Annotated in this window: 16 protein-coding genes and 1 pseudogene; 7 read left to right on the top strand and 10 right to left on the bottom strand. The window is 61.9% G+C overall.

What is annotated here, in order from left to right:
- The 10 genes and pseudogenes from X730_RS135805 to X730_RS135770 form a co-directional block, all read right to left on the bottom strand.
- Window positions 1–256, bottom strand: a 256-nt coding sequence (locus tag X730_RS135805; protein WP_023827829.1) for a co-chaperone GroES, incomplete at its 3' end; no start/stop codon positions are given.
- A 432-nt stretch (window positions 257–688) separates the two neighbouring features.
- Window positions 689–1748, bottom strand: a pseudogene (locus X730_RS01000000165035) (ketoacyl-ACP synthase III).
- On the bottom strand, window positions 1745–3010 hold the full coding sequence (locus X730_RS135800; protein WP_023827831.1) for an adenosylmethionine--8-amino-7-oxononanoate transaminase: 1266 nt from the start codon (window positions 3008–3010) through the stop codon (window positions 1745–1747). The pseudogene X730_RS01000000165035 and the gene X730_RS135800 overlap by 4 nt, the downstream one beginning before the upstream one ends.
- On the bottom strand, window positions 3010–3645 hold the full coding sequence (bioD, locus tag X730_RS135795; RefSeq protein ID WP_023673640.1) for a dethiobiotin synthase: 636 nt from the start codon (window positions 3643–3645) through the stop codon (window positions 3010–3012). Before bioD ends, X730_RS135800 begins: the two co-directional genes overlap by 1 nt.
- Window positions 3642–4793 carry an 8-amino-7-oxononanoate synthase gene (locus tag X730_RS135790; protein WP_023673639.1) on the bottom strand — a complete coding sequence of 384 codons (1152 nt, stop codon included), beginning with the start codon at window positions 4791–4793 and terminating at the stop codon, window positions 3642–3644. Before X730_RS135790 ends, bioD begins: the two co-directional genes overlap by 4 nt.
- Window positions 4790–5803, bottom strand: a complete 1014-nt coding sequence (gene bioB / locus X730_RS135785) for a biotin synthase BioB (RefSeq protein WP_031197518.1) — start codon at window positions 5801–5803, stop codon at window positions 4790–4792. Before bioB ends, X730_RS135790 begins: the two co-directional genes overlap by 4 nt.
- Before the next feature lie 92 nt (window positions 5804–5895).
- Complete coding sequence (gene nadC, locus X730_RS135780; protein ID WP_023673637.1) at window positions 5896–6750, bottom strand: carboxylating nicotinate-nucleotide diphosphorylase; 855 nt, start codon at window positions 6748–6750, stop codon at window positions 5896–5898.
- Window positions 6747–8291, bottom strand: a complete 1545-nt coding sequence (locus tag X730_RS0135175; protein ID WP_031197519.1) for an L-aspartate oxidase — start codon at window positions 8289–8291, stop codon at window positions 6747–6749. Before X730_RS0135175 ends, nadC begins: the two co-directional genes overlap by 4 nt.
- Window positions 8288–9262, bottom strand: coding sequence for a quinolinate synthase NadA (gene nadA, locus X730_RS135775; RefSeq protein WP_023827834.1), 975 nt, complete (start codon window positions 9260–9262; stop codon window positions 8288–8290). Before nadA ends, X730_RS0135175 begins: the two co-directional genes overlap by 4 nt.
- 67 nt (window positions 9263–9329) lie before the next feature.
- Entirely contained in the window at window positions 9330–10298 is a 969-nt protein-coding gene (locus X730_RS135770; protein WP_023673634.1) for a membrane protein, read from the bottom strand.
- 162 nt (window positions 10299–10460) lie between these two features.
- Here X730_RS135770 and panB point away from each other — a divergent pair, with 162 nt between their 5' ends.
- From panB to X730_RS135745, 7 genes are all read left to right on the top strand, one after another.
- Window positions 10461–11321 carry a 3-methyl-2-oxobutanoate hydroxymethyltransferase gene (gene panB, locus X730_RS135765; protein WP_031197520.1) on the top strand — a complete coding sequence of 287 codons (861 nt, stop codon included), beginning with the start codon at window positions 10461–10463 and terminating at the stop codon, window positions 11319–11321.
- Window positions 11318–12181 carry a pantoate--beta-alanine ligase gene (gene panC, locus X730_RS135760; protein ID WP_031197521.1) on the top strand — a complete coding sequence of 288 codons (864 nt, stop codon included), beginning with the start codon at window positions 11318–11320 and terminating at the stop codon, window positions 12179–12181. Before panB ends, panC begins: the two co-directional genes overlap by 4 nt.
- Window positions 12182–12283: 102 nt before the next feature.
- Window positions 12284–12637 carry an autoinducer binding domain-containing protein gene (locus X730_RS1000000168980; protein ID WP_280816354.1) on the top strand — a complete coding sequence of 118 codons (354 nt, stop codon included), beginning with the start codon at window positions 12284–12286 and terminating at the stop codon, window positions 12635–12637.
- The gene (locus X730_RS1000000169180; protein ID WP_280816356.1) at window positions 12553–13011 is read left to right on the top strand and encodes a LuxR family transcriptional regulator; all 459 of its coding nucleotides are present in this window, start codon (window positions 12553–12555) and stop codon (window positions 13009–13011) included. The genes X730_RS1000000168980 and X730_RS1000000169180 overlap by 85 nt, the downstream gene beginning before the upstream one ends.
- Window positions 13012–13103: 92 nt before the next feature.
- Window positions 13104–13736, top strand: a complete 633-nt coding sequence (locus X730_RS135755; RefSeq protein ID WP_031197522.1) for an acyl-homoserine-lactone synthase — start codon at window positions 13104–13106, stop codon at window positions 13734–13736.
- Between the two features lie 455 nt (window positions 13737–14191).
- Entirely contained in the window at window positions 14192–14602 is a 411-nt protein-coding gene (locus X730_RS135750) for a DUF2285 domain-containing protein (RefSeq protein WP_023673629.1), read from the top strand.
- A 170-nt stretch (window positions 14603–14772) separates the two neighbouring features.
- Window positions 14773–15747 carry a hypothetical protein gene (locus X730_RS135745; RefSeq protein WP_023708080.1) on the top strand — a complete coding sequence of 325 codons (975 nt, stop codon included), beginning with the start codon at window positions 14773–14775 and terminating at the stop codon, window positions 15745–15747.
- Window positions 15748–16345 lie beyond the last annotated feature (598 nt).

The raw sequence follows: 16345 nt of genomic DNA on the forward strand, positions 1-16345 counted from the left end.
GAAGGTCTTCGCCATTGAGCTTGACTTCGGTGCCCGACCACTTGCCGAACAGGATGCGGTCGCCGGCCTTGACGTCCAGCGGGACCAGCTTGCCGGCTTCGTCGCGAGCGCCGGAGCCGACGGCGATGATCTCGCCTTCCTGCGGCTTTTCCTTTGCCGTATCCGGGATGATGATCCCGCCGGCGGTCTTGGATTCGGATTCGACCCGGCGTACGACCACGCGGTCATGTAGCGGCCGGAAATTCGACTTTGCCATTTTTGGATTTCCTTGGTGCGGATGTTGAACGGTGCTCCGTTGCCGGAGCATGCCTAGCACTCAGCCGAAGCGAGTGCTAACGCGGCAATGAGATAAGCCGCAGGCTCCTGCTAGTCAAGACGGAAGAGCAAAGAGCAAAGAGAAAAGAGAAGACAGCAAAGAGCAGGCAGCAAAGAGCGTGTAAGCATCGAGCCTTTTATGTGAACAATGTCGGGTATCCGACATATATGGGGCGGCTCACCCTTTGTAATTGAGCTTTATTCAGATGGTACGATTGGTGCAACGGGTGTTGCATTTGAACTCATCCAGAGGCTCGCACGGGTCGTGCTGCGTCAGCTTGGTCATGTCGAGCTTCAGAAGGCCATTTTTTGGCATTGGTTCTGTTGCTCCTATTGCCGTTCATGACCAATCCTGCGCGCGTGAGCCGGCCGGCTAGATTCCAACCACGAGAGCGCCGCCGCTGAGACCCGCACCCGCCGCCGCCAGAAGGATTTTCTCTCCTGGCTGGAATGGCTTCATCTGGTTGGCGAGCGAGAGCGACAGCGGGACCGTCGCGGCCGAAGAGTTGCCGTATTCGGCAATCGTCTTGACAATTGCTTGGTCCGCAATGCCGAGGTTTCTTCCGACCGCGCCGAAAATCCGAGTATTGGCCTGATGCGGCACAAACCGGCCGACATTGTGTGGCCGCACTCCCGCAGTGGCTAGCGCGGCTGTCGAGCAATCGGTCATCATCTCGACGGCCTTTGCGAACACTTGGGGCCCGTCGGTCATCGTCATCCGGGTCTGCCCGAGGTCGAGGTCGCCATGGAACGGCGTGTTGCTTCCTCCTGCGGGAATCTGGATCAGCCCGTAGCGCGAGCCGTCCGAAGCCACCGAGGCACCGAGAATGCCCCGATCAGCATCATCGCACTGACCGATCACCAGGGCGCCGGCGGCATCGGCGAACAAGACTGAGCTCGCGCGCTCGGCTGGATTGATGCGGCGGCTGAGGATGTTGGCGGCGATGACCAGCGCTGGTTTGCCATGCAGGCGGGTGAACCCGTCCGCAAACATGAGCGCATAGATGAAGCCGGCGCAGGCGCCGGTCAGATCGACCGCGCCTGCGCGGCCAAGGCCAAGCTTGTGTGCGACCAGCGGCGCGCTTGGCGGCAGAAGATGGTCGGGCGTCGAGGTGGCAAGCAACAGCAGACCGATNCTTGTGTGCGACCAGCGGCGCGCTTGGCGGCAGAAGATGGTCGGGCGTCGAGGTGGCAAGCAACAGCAGACCGATGTCGTGGCGCGCAATACCGGCGTTCACCAGCGCCATGTCGCCAGCCCGGGTGGCAAGACCCGACAGCGTGTCTTCGTCCGTTGCCCAGAAGCGCGAACGGATTCCGGTACGCCTTTCGATCCAGCCCGGCTCGAGGCCGAGATTGCTCTCGATCTCGGCATTGGCCACCTTGCGCCCAGGCACGTGATGGCCAAGTCCGAGAATGCGCGACGACTTGCTCATGGCCTTGACCCGAAGCGTTCCCCGGCCTCCTCGATGGCGTCATATAGTCGTTCGAGCTCGTCGCCTGCGATGCAATAGGGTGGCAGAAAGTAGAGGACATTGCCGAGCGGGCGCACAAGTAGGCCGCGCTCGAGGAAGAAAGCGCGCAGCTTCGGACCAATCTCGGCGAGATAACCTGCTGAACCGGTTCGCAGGTCGAGCGCCGCGATCGTTCCCGTGGCTCGACAGTCGGCAAAATATGGATTGTCCCGAAAGCGTTGCAGCCCGACGGCCTGCATCACGCTCAAGGCCGTGATCCGCCCGGCCACTGGCTCGTCGCGCCAGATCTCGACATTGGCGAGTGCTGCCGCACAGGCAATCGGATTGGCGGTGTAGGAGCTCGAATGGAAAAACGTCTTCTTCCGGTCCTCGGAATAGTGCGCCCGGAAGATGGCATCGGTGACAAGCGTTACGGCCAGCGGGATGGTGCCGCCGGTCAAGCCTTTGGAGGTGCACAGGATATCTGGAGAAATCGATGCCTGCTCGCAGGCGAACATGGTTCCGGTGCGTCCCCAGCCGGTCATCACCTCGTCGGCGATCAGCAGCGAGCCGGAGGCCTCAGTGATCTTCTTCAATTCGGCCAGAACCGATGCTGGATACATCAGCATGCCGCCGGCGCCCAGCACCAGCGGCTCGACGATCAAGGCTGCGGCTCGTCGATCGCGGGTCACAGCCTCGAAACGATCCAGCGTCTCCTGCTCGTGCCCCGCGGCCGGAAAGGGGATGATGTCGACCTCGAACAGCAAGGGTTCATAGGCGGCGTTGAACACGCCACGCGCACCGACGCTCATCGTTCCAATCGTGTCACCATGATAGCTGTGCTCCATGACGACGATGCGCGAGCGCGGCGCGCCGATGTTGCGGAAATAACCGAGCGCCATCTTCAGCGCGACTTCGACTGAGGTCGAGCCACTGTCGGAATAGAACACCCAGTCGAGTCCAGCGGGAGCGAGGCCGACAAGCGCCTTGGCCAAGCGCTCTGCCGGCTCGTGCGTGAAGCCCGCAAAGATAATCTGGTCGAGGCTCGACGCGGTTGTCTCGATTGCCTTCATGATGCGGGGATGGCGGTGGCCATGTGTGACGACCCACCAGGAGGAGATGGCGTCCAGGATGCGGGCGCCGTCGGCCCTGTGGAGATAGGCGCCCTCAGTCAGGACGATTTCTGGGATCGCAGGCTCGAGTGCGTGCTGGGTGAAGGGATGCCACACATGAGACTGCGACATCAGTCACCTCCAGTAATCGAGGCGAAGGCGAAGCCGGCAACCATTGCGTCCCTCAGTGTTTTGCCCGTCAGCACATCGAGGTGCGGCAGCCTGCCGAGCTGCGGGGCACCGCTGAATTCCACGATGGTCCGTTGCGTATCGGCCATCTCATCGCCGATGAAAGCGATGCCCGCCAACGGGATGGAGCGGGCGCGGAGCGCCTCGACCGATAGCAAGGTGTGGTTGATGGTGCCGAGTGTGGTGCGGGCGCACAGAATAACGGGCAGCCGCCATTCAGCGAAGATGTCGATTAACCTTGTGCGCCGGTTGAGCGGCACCATTAGGCCGCCGGAGCCTTCGATGACGAGCGGCGTCGGTAGGACGGGAAAAGCAAGATCGGCAGCCTTGATCGCCACGCCGTCGATCTCGGCCGAACGATGCGGCGACAGCGGGCTCCGCAAGCGGTAGGCTTCCGGCAGCACGCGCTCTGAGGGCAAGCCGGCAAGCCGCGCGACAACCTCGCTGTCGGTCTCGCCGTCGAGGCCCGATTGCACCGGTTTCCAGTAAAAGCCGTCCAGCAAACCGGCGAGCCCAGCCGCAAACACGGTCTTGCCAACTCCGGTATCCGTTCCGGTGATGACGATGCGTTGGGTCATATCGCCTCCGGTGATGTTTCGGCCAACACCTCGACCAGCGCCTCGACCATGGCGGAAATGTCGGCTTCGCCAATATTGAGCGTCAGTGAGATGCGCAGCCGCGACGTGCCCTCGGGCACGGTCGGAGGACGAACGCCGCGTATGTCGAAGCCGCGGGCCTGCAGGCGCGCCGCCACTGCCATGGTGCGCCTGACATCGCCGATTACTAAGGGCTGGATCTGAGAGCCACTTGGTGTCACACCCCAGCGATTGACCAACCGGCCGGCGCTGGCGACGCGTTCATGCAGCTGAACACGCCGCATAGGCTCGTCGGCGAGCATTGCGAGTGCCTCGCGCGCCACGACCGCCATCAGTGGCGATGGCGCGGTTGCGTAGATGAATGGCCGGCAACGGTTGATCAGATATTCGCACAGTGCCCTCGGCCCGGTGACGAGCCCACCAGATGCGCCGAGCGCCTTGCCGCAGGTGTGGAGCGCTATGATGTTGTCGCGGCCCTCGAAAGCGGCGGCAAGCCCCCGGCCATCCGGTCCCCAGACGCCGGTGGCATGCGCCTCATCAATGACGATGAATGCGCCGTGCCGATCGGCAAGTGCGACCAGGCTCTCCAAAGGCGCGCAGTCGCCATCCATGCTGTAAAGGCTTTCCACCGCGATCCAGACGCATCCCATGCCGCCCGCGACGCGCCAACGTGTAATCGCATCCTCGACAGCGGTGGCGTCGTTGTGCGCGGCCAGCACGAACTGTGCGCGCCCGGCCTGCGCACCCTCATGCATGCTGGCATGGGCGAGCTCATCGACAACCAAAAGATCGCCCTTCTGCGGCAGGGCGCTCAGCAGAGCGAAGTTGGCGATGTAGCCGCTGCCGAAGAACAGCGCGCGGTCGGCTCCAAAGAATGCCGCCGCGTCTGCCTCGAGCTGCTCGTGTTCCGGTGCATTGCCGCGCAACAGCCGCGACCCGGTGGCGCCAACCGGCGTGCCCCGCGCAATCGCCGCCACAACCGCATCGCCAAGTCTTCTGGACGCGGCCAGCCCGAGATAGTCGTTCGACGAGAAGTCCAGCCCGGCGCGGGGCGAAAGCGTCCGCAGCCGGTCCTTGCGCGCTAGCCCCTGCAAGGTCGCATCATAACGGGCAAGCGGCGCCCCGTTCATTGCGCCCCGAGTTCCATCGGATCGATGCCAAGGCGCCGGAACAGCAGGGTATCCTTGTCCTCACCGGGATTGTCCGCCGTCAGCAGCGTGTCGCCGAAGAAGATCGAGTTGGCGCCGGCAAAAAAGCACAGCGCCTGCATCTCGTCGGTCATCGCGGTGCGGCCGGCGGACAGACGGACATGCGATTTCGGCATCATGATGCGCGCCAGCGCGATCACGCGCACGAATTCGATCGGCTCAATGGGCTTGGCGTCTGCAAGCGGCGTACCGGCGATCGGGATCAGCATGTTGATCGGAACGCTTTGCGGATGTTCCGGCAGATTGGCCAGCGTCACCAGCATGTCGATCCGGTCCACCGGCTTCTCGCCCATGCCGACAATGCCTCCACAGCAGACCTTGATGCCGGATTTGCGAACGTGGTCAAGCGTCTCGAGCCGCTCGGCAAAGCTCCGCGTACCGATGATCTCGCTATAGTAGCGTTCTGACGTATCGATGTTGTGGTTGTAGTAGTCGAGGCCCGCCTGCTTCAGTCGAGCGGCTTGCTCAAGATCGAGCATGCCGAGTGTCATGCAGGTCTCCAGGCCCAGCGCCTTGACGCCTTCGACCATCGCCACCACCGCATCCATGTCGCGCGCCTTGGGGTTTCGCCAGGCCGCGCCCATGCAATAACGGGTGGCGCCGGCATCACGCGCCTTGGTCGCTTCGGCGATGACGCGCCTGACATCCATCAGCTTGGACGCCTCCAACCCGGTTTCGTGACGCGCCGACTGGCTGCAATAGCCACAATCCTCCGGGCATCCTCCGGTCTTGATGCTGAGCAGCCGGCTGAGCTGGACCTTGTTTGGATCGAAATTCTGGCGGTGCACCGTTTGCGCCAGGAAGAGGAGATTGTTGAAGGGGGCATGGTAAAGTGCCTGAGCCTTCTCCAAGGTCCACGCTCCAGGGTCAGGGGGGTCAAGAGATTTGGCCTGTGGCGGTGTCTGCGTTGAACTTGCCGTTTGCATCTCCATGCTGTTCCTCCGGTCTGTCTTGCGGGTCTTTGCTATCTGACTATGATGATCGGAAAGGACAGTTGACCCAATCCTGTTCGTTACTCAGACAATCATGAGCCCCGATGGTCGAGGCCGATATCCAGGATCGGCGCGCTGTGGATGAGTCGGCCGACCGAAATCAGATCAACGCCGGTCGCGGCAACCGCTCGCGCTGTATGCGACGTGATCCCGCCAGAAGCCTCGGTGATAGCGCGGCCACCGACCATTGCGACGGCGCGGCGAAGATCGGGGAGGGACATGTTGTCGAGCAGAACCGCATCGGGAGCGAAGCCAAGTACCTCCTCCAACTGGGCCAGAGTATCGACCTCGACTTCGATCTTGACGAGATGACCGGCCGCTCTTCGTGCTCGCTCGAGCGCTGGCCGGACGCCGCCTGCGATGGCGATGTGGTTGTCCTTGATCAAAATTGCATCGTCCAGGCCGAAGCGGTGATTGGACCCGCCACCTGCGCGCACGGCATACTTTTCGACTGCCCGCAATCCGGGCGTCGTCTTGCGGGTGCAGACGATCTTCGCGCCATATCCACGAACCGCAGCGACCATCGATGCCGTTGCTGTGGCGATGCCGCTCAGATGGCACAAAAAATTGAGTGCCGTCCTTTCGGCTGTGAGAATGGCCCGGGCCGGGCCAACCACTGATGCAATGACCTCTCCATCCACGACATTGCAGCCGTCTGCCCGCTCCACTGAGATTTCGACACCAGGATCAATCAAGCCGAAAGCGAGCATCGCCAGATCGATGCCGGCGACAACTCCGGACTGTCGCGCCACCAACACGGTTCCCGCTTGGCATTCCTTCGGGACGATGGCGTCCGTGGTCAAGTCGCCGGCTCTGCCAAGGTCTTCAAGAAGAGATGCCCGTACAAGCGGCTCAAGCAGGACCGTGGGGAGCGGTGAGAGCATCATCCCTTTGCACCTTCGGAGCTTGGCGAGTGTCCGAGTTCCCGCGCAGCCGCCAAGGCGGCTTCGAGCGTGATTTCGGACCGTCGGGCGGCAGTCGCATGATGAGGAAAATCTGTCCGGTAATGAGCGCCGCGGCTTTCTTCGCGCAACAAGGCGGCAACAGCAATCATTAGCCCGACAGCCGCCGGATCCGAGACCGCATCCTTGCTTTCGGCGAGCGGCAATAAGGCACGCGCGGCTGCTTTCAACGCTTGACCATCCCGGACGATGCCGAGTGCGCGCGACAGAGAAACGCGCACGGCTATCGGAGCGGGCGGTGGGTAAACGTTCGCAAACGCAGGCCTTGTTCTGCGCGCAGGCGTTCCGGCGACGCTTTCAGCGACCCAGCGGGCGCACACGATTGCCTCCGTCAAGGAATTGCTGGCGAGCCTGTTGGCGCCATGCAGTCCTGTCGAAGCGACTTCGCCGCAGGCCCACAGCCCCTTGACGGAGGTCCTGCCCGAGCTGTCCACGGCAACGCCACCCATGTGGTAGTGTTGGGCCGGACGAATGGGGATGAGATCGCGCGCGGGATTGATGCCCGCTCCAAGGCAGGCTGATGCGATTGTCGGGAAATGTCGAGCGAATGCCGGGCCTGGCCGTTGTCGGGCATCGAGAAAAACATGGTGGCCGTCCGCAAGATGGTTCCACACGGCGCGGGCCAAGACATCGCGAGGCGCAAGTTCCGCCCCGGGCACGCTCTGGAGAAAAGCCTGGCCGGTTTCATCGATCAGGGCAGCACCTTCGCCTCGCACAGCCTCGCTGACCAGCGCCATAGGGCGTTCTGGGCCGTCAAGCGCGGTCGGGTGGAACTGAATGAATTCGAGGTCGGCTAGGACAGCTCCAGCGCGGGCCGCAAGCGCAAGGCCTTGTCCGCAACTGCCCCAAGGGTTCGTGGTGTCGAGAAACAGTCCCCCGATGCCACCGGTGGCGAGGACGACCCGCCGTGAGCCGAAGAAGAAAGGTGCGATCGAACAGCTCGCCCAGACGCCTCGGATCGCATTCTCTCGCACTGCGAGCCGGCGCGCTTCCACGCCCTCCACGACAACTATCGACGGAGTGGAACGCACAGCCGCGATCAGCGCACGCATGATCTCACGCCCGGTGCCGTCCCCATGCGCATGAACGATGCGACGTCGGCTGTGTGCGGCCTCCAATCCGAGGCACAGTGATCCTTCCGGCGTGCGGTCAAAGCGAACCCCAAAGCCCGCAAGCCCCTCTATGGCCTTGGGCGCGGCTTGGAGGATGCGGCTCGCCACGTCTCTGTCGCAGAGACCATCCCCGGCGGCAACCGTATCGGCCAGGTGCACTGCCGGATCGTCGTCTTCGCCGAAACTTGCAGCCAGGCCCCCCTGGGCCCAGGTGCTCGAGTTGTCAGCTCCCAGCAGCGACCTTGACAGAAGAAGCACCGGCTCCGGCGACAGTTGAAGCGCGGTCATCAGTCCGGCGATGCCGCCGCCGATGATGATGGGCCGCCCGAAGAAGCTGCGGGGGTCGGCGCTCAAACTGCCAGCATCCGTTCGACCGCTAGCCGCGCGCGCCCGGCGGTCCCGGGTTCGACGGTTACGACATGGTGGTTCTGCTCGAGCGCCGTGCGGATGTTGGCAAGCGTGATCCGCTTCATATGCGGGCACAAATTGCAGGGCCGGATGAACTCGACCTCTGGGTGCGCTAACGCGACGTTGTCGCTCATTGAGCATTCCGTCATCAGCACGACACGTGGCGGCCTTTGCCTTTCGACATAGTCGGACATGGCAGCCGTCGAGCCGGAAAAATCGGCTTCAGCCACGACGTCGGGCGGGCATTCGGGATGGGCGAGCACGACCACGCCGGGATGGCTTTCGCGCAACTCGCGGATGTCGGCCGGTGTAAAGCGCTCATGCACCTCGCAACGCCCTTTCCAGGCGATGATCTGCACATCTGTCTGAGCGGCGATATTCTGGGCCAGATATTCGTCCGGCAACATGATCACCCGGAGAACCCCAAGGGATTCGACGACCGCCTTGGCGTTGCCGGATGTACAGCAGATATCCGACTCGGCCTTCACTTCGGCGGACGTATTTACATAAGTGATGATCGGAACGCCGGGATAACGCTGGCGCATCAAGCGCACGTCTTCTGCCGTGATTGAGTCCGCCAACGAGCAACCGGCGCTGAGATCCGGAATGAGCACGGTCTTGCCCGGATTGAGGAGCTTGGCCGTTTCGGCCATGAAATGGACGCCGGCCAGCACGATGACTTGCGCCTCGACCGTCGCAGCCGTGCGGGCTAGTGCCAAGCTGTCGCCGACGATGTCGGCCACGCAGTGGAAGATCTCGGGCGTCTGATAATTGTGCGCCAGGATGATCGCGTTGCGCTCGCGCTTCAGCGCAAGGATCGCCTCGATATCCTCGGCGAAAGCCGGCCATTCAATCGGCGGGATCACTCGTCGGACGCGCTCGTAGAGCAACGCGGCCGTAGGCAGCATGGCGCCCATCGACCCCCTCCCGCTTATACTCTAACTGAAAATAACCAGCATATACTTGCTGTGAGTATAAGGGATGTCAACCCCGCGCCAGCGGCAATTTTGTCCCGGCGATGAGCCTATCGTCGAGAACGGCGTGGCGGAAACGGAAAAGCTTCGCTGGCCGGCCGCCGGTCTCAGTGGTGGCCTCTCCGGTCTCCTCGACCAGCTCCTGCTGTTCGATCAGTCGGCGAAAGTTCGGCTTGTGGATGAGCCTGCCGGCGAGCGCCTCCACGGTTCGCTGCAGCTGCAAAAGCGTGAAGACCGGCGGCATCAGCTCAAAGACGACTGGGCGGTATTTGATCTTGGAGCGCAGCCGCGCAATGCCGGTCGCCACGATGCGGCGATGATCGGCGACCATGGACTTGCTGGGCACCAGCGGCGGGGGTCCTGCGTCCCGCCCTCTTACGGCCTCTTGGACCAGGCCTGCTTCGTAGACTAACTCATAGCGTTGAAGCGTGAGTTCCTCGTTCCAAAGGCGGTCGTCGAAGCCAAAGGCTATCGTCGCCCGCTGCCAGCGTTCACGTCGCGTGGCCGAATCGCCAACCCCGTTTGCCCATTCGATCAGGCGCGGCCGCAGAACGTCCAGCACGACCGCAGGCGTGCCGGAGCGGTGGTCCTCCCATGGAAAATATTCATACCAACTCTGCCATCCGCACTTGGGCGAGCCCGCTGCCTGTTCCTTGCGCGTCAATGCCAGATAGCTGATGGAGATGACGCGCTGCTGGCGCTCGGCGCCGATGCGATCCCGATCCGCGAACGTGTAGAGTTGCTCAATGTACCCCAGCCGATGGCCGGTTTGCTGCTCGACCCACCCCCTCAAGCCGGATTGCAGCGATCGGTGCTCAAGCGCAAAGGGACCGGAGGGCAAGGTGTCCGCCTGGCCGATGGTGAGGACACAGGGTTGACTGCCGTTTACGGCGACCACAAAGGCGATCAAGTCCACTTTGACGTTGTCGGCCTTGCCGGCGGCTCTGTCTTTCCTGAGTCCTATTGCCTGATCGTCCATTATTTGGCCAACTCGGGGGCACCTTAATCGATTTAGTGTAAGCGTGCCAATTGGCACGTCAACACCCCGCAGCTGCATGGCCATTTTTTTGCTCTTCGCACCTGCACAAAAATGTGCCAAAGGCGACAGCCGCAGCTGGTAACGTAGGGGAAGGAGGGTCCCATGAACGCTTATGGTGACACCAGGGCGATCACACCGCCGGATATTCGTTCGCGCAAAGGTGGGACGCCGCTCGTCTGCCTTACCGCCTACACCACCCCAGTCGCCCGGCTTGTCGATCCCCATTGTGATGTGGTGCTCGTCGGCGACAGCGTCGGCATGGTTCTCCACGGCCTGCCCTCGACGCTCGGTGTCACGCTGGAGATGATGATCACGCACGGCCAGGCGGTGCGCCGTGGCATTAAGCAGGCGCTGATGGTGGTCGACCTGCCGTTCGGTTCCTACGAGGAAAGCCCAGAGCAGGCTTTCCGCAATGCCGCGCGCGTCATGGCCGAGACCGGCTGCACGGCCGTCAAGCTCGAAGGCGGCGAAGCGATGGCAGAGACGATCGGCTTCCTCGCCGCACGCGGCGTGCCCGTCATGGCCCATGTCGGATTGACGCCGCAGGCCATCAACACCATCTGTGGCTACCGCGTACAGGGCAGGGGCGGGGATGCCGAGCGCATCAGGCGCGACGCAATTGCGGTGGGCGAAGCGGGCGCCTTTGCGGTCGTCCTGGAGAAGGTTCCTGAGGCGCTCGCCCGCCGGATCACCAAGGAGGTGGCGACCCCGACCATTGGCATCGGTGCCTCGGCAGCCTGTGACGGCCAGATTCTCGTCGTCGACGACATGCTGGGCCTCTTCGGCGACTTCCGGCCCAAGTTCGTCAAGCGCTATGCTGAACTCCGGGAGGCGGCTGCGGCTGCGATCGCTTCCTATGCGCGCGAGGTGAAGGAGCGCCAGTTTCCCGCCGCAGAGCACGTGTTTGCCGATGCGCCCAAGCCCGCCGACACGGACGCCACCAAGAGCGGAGAAGCAGCGTGAGCGTGCCGATCGTCAGGAGCGTTGACCAGCTTCGCGAAAGCGTCGCCGCATGGCGCTGCGAAGGTGTGAGGATAGCCCTGGTGCCAACGATGGGCGTCCTGCATGAGGGCCATCTCAGCCTGGTGCGCGCTGCACTCGAGAAGGCAGACCGTGTGATAGTGACGCTCTTCGTCAACCCGAAGCAATTCAACAGCCAGGCCGATCTTGCCGCGTATCCCCGCACCGAGGACGAGGATGCCGCCAAACTGGCACCGGTTGGCGCGCACCTGCTTTATGCGCCAGATGCAGAGGAGATGTATCCGGCGGGCTTCGCCACCACCGTTTCGGTTTGCGGTGTCAGCGAAGGCCTGTGCGGTACATTCCGGCCGGGGCATTTCGACGGCGTGGCGACCGTCGTCGCCAAGCTCTTCCTGCAGACCAGCGCTGACTTCGGCTTCTTTGGCGAAAAGGACTTTCAGCAAATTCACCTGGTCAGGCGCATGGCCCGGGATCTGGATATTCCAATCACCATTGTTGCCTGTCCGACAGTCCGTGAAGCCGACGGTCTTGCGTTATCATCGCGCAATGTGCGGCTCTCGCCAGCGGAACGCGCTGTTGCTCCCAAGCTATCATCGGTCCTGCTCAAGACGGCTGAGCGGCTTGAGCGCGGCTCACCCATCCTGCCAACGCTTGCAGAATCTCGCGCAGCAATTCTGGCTGCAGGCTATCGCGAGGTCGAATACCTGGAACTTCGCGATGAGGCAGATCTGCACCCGATAACAAGCCTCGATCGATCGGCACGGTTGCTTGCCGCCGCCTGGCTCGGCGGCACACGGCTCATAGACAACGTCAGACTATTTCGGATTGGTTCAACAGATTAGCCACGTTCTCGGCACGCGCCGTATTCGTCCGGGATCATCTAAAACAAGGTCTCTGCCTGGCATTGAGCGTTACGGAGGTTACGCACAGGACACATGCATCGCGTGTTTGAGAACTTCGTCGAGCAACTGTCTGCAAGTGTTGATGCTGCCGATCTCTGTGAGGCAATGGCCTCCGCTGCAGCCGGCTTCGACTTCCCGTTATTCGCCTATTTCACCTACCCGTCAGCCTCCGGCGACGCCCCCCAATTGATTTCAAACTATCCTTCATCCTGGACGTCACGTTATCTGCAACAGCGGTACCACAGTCTCGATCCGGTCATCCTGCGCGGGCTNTGCGCGGGCTGCAAGGCTGGGATACATTCGATTGGGGTGTGGATCGCGCTCGGCACGGTCTGCCGAATTCGCAGCAACAAATTCTACAGAGTGCGGCTGAGTTTGGCATCTGCGGCGGCCTGACGATGTCCATGCATGATCATCTCGGCCGGTTTGCTGCCCTGACCTTTGCTTCCGACGAGTCCCGTCCGCCTCTGTTGCGGTCACTGGCACGTTACGAAAAAGCATTGCAGCTGGTGGCCATCAACTTTCATATCCATGTCCGGCGAAGGCTCGCCGATCATCGCGTGGTGGATGGTGTAACGCTCACCCCGCGGGAGTTCGAGTGTCTGAAATGGGCGGCGCGCGGCAAGTCGGGTTGGGATACTAGCCAGCTTCTCGGCGTCTCAAAGCGCACCGTGACCTTTCATCTGGAAAACGCCAAGGCAAAGTTTGGCGTTCGAACGATCAACCAAGCCGTTGCACGAATGGCTGCCTCCGGCCTGACGAGATCCTGATTCTCAGCCACGATACCTGTAAACCTCTACAGGCTGCATCGCTGTCAGCTTTGCCCTTCGATGGCGGGAACACATCCCACATGGAGGCGACCATGATGCAACTGATAGCACCAGACTTTTACAGTGATTTTGCAGGCGAGCTCAGAGAGATGCACGGGCTCAGGTTTCGGGTGTTCAAGGAAAGGCTCGATTGGGAAGTTGATACCGAAGACCAGATGGAATCCGATCCGTTTGATGCTCTCAAGCCTGTCTATCTGCTCCTCAAAGGATCCGACTGGCGAATTCGCGGTTGCGTGCGTCTTTTGCCCAGCACCGGACCCACAATGTTGCGCGACACCTTCCCGGTGCTGCTGGGTGCTGACGTCGTGCCCTCGACCACCGACATATGGGAGAGCAGTCGTTTCGCGCTCGATCTTCCTCCGTCGGCGCCCAAGGCAGCGGGCGGGCTGGCTCAGGCGACCTACGAGCTCTTCGCGGGCATGATCGAGTTCGGCTTGGCCAAGGATCTGACCCGGATCGTAACGGTGACGGACACGCGCATGGAGCGGATCCTCCGCCTTGCTACGTGGCCATTGTCGCGCATCGGAGAACCCAAGTGCGTCGGCAAAACGGAGGCGGTGGCTGGGTTTCTCGAGATTTCCCACGCGAGCCTTTTGCGCATCCGCAGCAGGGGACGTCTGAGCGGACCGGTACTGTGGCAACCGGTTCTAGGCCCGTCAGCATAGCGCCATTGTGGACACCTGTGCCATGAAGGATGCTGGTTTGCCCAAGGAAGCGACGGTCGGCCTTGTATGCTGGCCGGACTGGCGTCGCCAGGACGCTTACCACTACGCCAGACGATTGCCACGCACTGGCTGGGCCTGGGAGTTTCTTCGGCGCAATCCACAATTCCAGCGCGACCACGCCAAAATGGCACCGTCCGCCTGCTTCGTCGGAACCCAGGCCGACATGAAGATAATCGAGTTGACGACAGAATCAGCTTTCCTAAGACAATGGAGCCTCCTTTTTCGCGGACGCGCCACAGTCGGACGCTACATCGGCGAGGGTCTTTTGGGATCCGCGCGATTGCGCCTGTATTCTACGAGCGGCCGCGGAGCCGCTGGGGCTCGACCACGATTTTGAACCGCTTCACCTTTCTTCGCTCTCATGCTGCAAGGACATCCTGCTGACAGCTGCGGGCATGCAGCACGTGCTGCTGAGGGAGAACTGCCGGAGTCTGCAGATCGCCGTTTCCGGTGCGTCCGTCCTCCGCCCGTTGCGGCTATATGTCGACGCAATCCTTCAGCCGCAGCACCTCAAGTTCCATGTCGCTGCCCTTCAGTTCCTGAACGACATCAATGATTGCCGCCGCGTGTCAGCTGCTTGCTTTCCGCCGGAACACCGCGGAGCGCGTCTGCGTATTGTACTGCAGGCTTTGGATGGCTCGCTGGCGGGAGCATCTCATCAGGAGGTCGCCATTGCCTTGTTCGGGAGACGCCGTGTCGAAGAAGATTGGCGTCATCCAGGCGGCCATCTTCGCGATCAGGTACGTCGCGCCATCCAACGCGGCCGCTACCTGATGGGCGGCGGCTACAGACAGTTCCTGAGGTAATTGGAGTGGTTGCGATTGTCTTATACGAACGCGCAACCTCCATTTTCTCACTGCAATGGTGCGTTGCACAAAACGTGGCAAGCGCCTAGTTCTTCCGCGGCGAATCGGGTTTCGGCGAAACACCGGGACCCAACTTCGTCCATAAGTGCATTCATGACCTGAGGACCCCGATGACCGTTATGAACTCCGACAAAGCCGGCGCTGCAAGCCTTGAGACAATCGCGCGAAACGGCAGCATGCTGCGTCGCATAGCCGTACGCATTCCGACCTACCTGTCGGATATTCGCGAGAACCCGGCGTGGCTGCCCATGTTCATGTTGGCGCGCACCATGCCGGCACGGAGAATGCACTGGCGTGGTGCAAAGCCGGTCCGAAGGCCGCAAAGAGCCCAGGACACGATGTTTGCCGGTGTCAATTGCCACGACGTTGTCGACGCGCTGCGGATGGATGGGCTTTTTCCCGGCCTTGTCCTGCCTGCAATGGTGGCTGAAGATGTAGCCGCATTCGCCAGGTGCACACCTTGTTTCGGCAATTTCGATCGCCGACTCGAGTTCATGCCGGCGGAGCATGCGGAGGCTGAGGCGCGATTTGGCCGTCCGTTGCTCAGCGGCCATTATTTCGAGCGCATTCTGGGCTGTAAGTCGGCCGTTGCCATCCAAAACGATCCGCTGCTCATGGATATCGCGGCGCACTATCTCGGCGGCCAGGCGACGCTGATCACGACGCGCGTCTGGTGGAGCTTCCCGACCGGCCAGGCGTCGGACGCGGACAAGAACCTGGCTTCGCTCGGCAAATACCACTTCGACCTGGACGACTGGCGGATGCTGAAGTTCTTTTTCTATCTGGTGCCCGTCGACGAGGGGACCGGCCCGCATATCTATGTTCGCGGCAGCCATGATCGCCGCGCCCTAAAGCACCAATTTACGCTTGTCGTCGGCCATCCAGCGCAAGAGATTCTGGACGTCTACGGCAAGCAGAGTCCGGTCACGCTGACCGGCAAGGCCGGTTTCGGTTTCGTCGAGGATCCGTTCGGGTTCCATATGGGCACCGTGCCGTCGCACAGGCCACGGCTGATGATGGAAGTTGGCTTCGGCGTTTCTCCTCCATCGCGCCGCCGCTTCCATGGCGAGCCTGTGATCCGCTGATTTCGAAAAGTCCCGAAACAGCCTTCCCGTTGTGAGGGAAAGATAAGGCTATGCCGCCAATCGATCTGTTCCGGGCCAAAAGCGGTTGTCTGCACATGCCCTGAACTTGGCTGGTGCAATGAGTCTCGCCATTGCTCCAGCCAGCGCATCAGTGCCTGTTTAATCGAGGTTAGATGGCAGTGCGCCCAAGAGATCCTCCTCGATATCGCCTGCCGCGCGAAGCCTCAGATGCTCTTCGAAAACCTCCTTTACGGACCAAGTCGTCTCGGGTCTCCTTTGAGTGGCCGGAAGGTGGTGCACAGCCGTATCGTGCTTCGGGATCCTGAACGAAGGCGAGGGGCGGTTTGTTCCTCGCGGGGCGCATGCAGCGGTGCCGGCATGACAGCTTCGTCTTGGATCCCGATGCTCGGCAACGTCGGCGGTGAAGGCTCTGTCTAGGCGGCTTACGTGACTCCAATGCAGGAGATCGACCATCTCCTGTCGAGCACATTCGTTGGCGATCACGGTCGCGGCGCTACGGACGCCGCGGCGTCTGCCGTCAATGCAGTTTGCCGACTAGCCGAGCGTATTCGGCTTCAGCCCTGCCATATGACCCATC

Origin of the sequence: Mesorhizobium sp. L103C131B0, assembly GCF_000502275.1 — a bacterium.
Taxonomy (GTDB): domain Bacteria; phylum Pseudomonadota; class Alphaproteobacteria; order Rhizobiales; family Rhizobiaceae; genus Mesorhizobium.

Coding starts and splice junctions, on each gene's coding strand:
- X730_RS135790 (WP_023673639.1), bottom strand. CDS start 4,793: ATGAACGGGGCGCCGCTTGCCCGTTATGATGCGACCTTGCAGGGGCTA.
- bioD (WP_023673640.1), bottom strand. CDS start 3,645: ATGACCCAACGCATCGTCATCACCGGAACGGATACCGGAGTTGGCAAG.
- X730_RS135800 (WP_023827831.1), bottom strand. CDS start 3,010: ATGTCGCAGTCTCATGTGTGGCATCCCTTCACCCAGCACGCACTCGAG.
- X730_RS135745 (WP_023708080.1), top strand. CDS start 14,773: ATGACCGTTATGAACTCCGACAAAGCCGGCGCTGCAAGCCTTGAGACA.
- bioB (WP_031197518.1), bottom strand. CDS start 5,803: ATGGAGATGCAAACGGCAAGTTCAACGCAGACACCGCCACAGGCCAAA.
- X730_RS135770 (WP_023673634.1), bottom strand. CDS start 10,298: ATGGACGATCAGGCAATAGGACTCAGGAAAGACAGAGCCGCCGGCAAG.
- nadC (WP_023673637.1), bottom strand. CDS start 6,750: ATGATGCTCTCACCGCTCCCCACGGTCCTGCTTGAGCCGCTTGTACGG.
- panB (WP_031197520.1), top strand. CDS start 10,461: ATGAACGCTTATGGTGACACCAGGGCGATCACACCGCCGGATATTCGT.
- X730_RS135755 (WP_031197522.1), top strand. CDS start 13,104: ATGATGCAACTGATAGCACCAGACTTTTACAGTGATTTTGCAGGCGAG.
- nadA (WP_023827834.1), bottom strand. CDS start 9,262: ATGGGCGCCATGCTGCCTACGGCCGCGTTGCTCTACGAGCGCGTCCGA.
- X730_RS135750 (WP_023673629.1), top strand. CDS start 14,192: ATGCAGCACGTGCTGCTGAGGGAGAACTGCCGGAGTCTGCAGATCGCC.